Genomic DNA, 666 nt, shown 5'->3' with positions numbered 1-666 from the left:
TCTATTTCCCTGCTTTTCCTCATTTCTTGCAGCNGTGCTTCCGAGGGTTTACTTTTGCACTCNATAAGTACGGCAATGGACTGCATAANAGTTTGTTTGCCGAGTAACAATAAAGTAATCAAAANAAAATCAAGGNAATGAAACTCATTATCATCGACCGCAAAGCGTGGGAGCNACACNGNTCCGAATTTGCAGACTTTATCCACAGTATNGAACANCTNATCGGCAATCCGCCCGAAACGGACGAATGGCTCGACAATGAAGCCGTATGCCGNAGGCTCGGCATCAGCAAACGNACCCTGCAATCCTATCGCGACANGGGTAAAATACCCTTCTCCATCATTGGGCATAAATGCTATTATAAGGAAAGCGACATCGCAGAGTTACTGAATGCAAACAAAGAATGAAATCAAACACAGAATGAACTATGGAAGAGAATGAAATCATTACGCAGGAAGACCCTCAGATGCAGTTGTTTTCACAACTGATGAAAGGAATATTGAAGAAATTGGAGCGGTATTGCGCTACCGCCCGTCCGATGTTAGGCGGAGAGGTTTACCTCACTGGCGAGGAGGTTTGCAGCCAATTACGGCTCAGCACACGCACGCTCCAAGAGTACAGAAACTTAGGAACGCTTCCTTTCTACAAAATCGGAGGGAAGATACT

2 protein-coding genes are annotated in these 666 nt (G+C 45.2%); both read left to right on the top strand.

What is annotated here, in order from left to right; genetic code table 11:
• Positions 1-137: 137 nt before the first annotated feature.
• Complete coding sequence (locus HMPREF9304_RS14180) at positions 138-407, top strand: helix-turn-helix domain-containing protein (protein ID WP_081953709.1); 270 nt, start codon at positions 138-140, stop codon at positions 405-407.
• A gap of 20 nt (positions 408-427) precedes the next feature.
• A partial coding sequence (locus HMPREF9304_RS11025; RefSeq protein WP_036929109.1) for a helix-turn-helix domain-containing protein occupies positions 428-666 on the top strand: 239 nt, incomplete at its 3' end.

Origin of the sequence: Hoylesella timonensis S9-PR14, from assembly GCF_000762405.1 — a bacterium.
In the GTDB taxonomy this organism is placed as follows: Bacteria; Bacteroidota; Bacteroidia; order Bacteroidales; family Bacteroidaceae; genus Prevotella; species Prevotella timonensis_A.
Note: the sequence above shows the minus strand (reverse complement) of the source record. Positions and strands in the feature narration are given on the sequence as shown.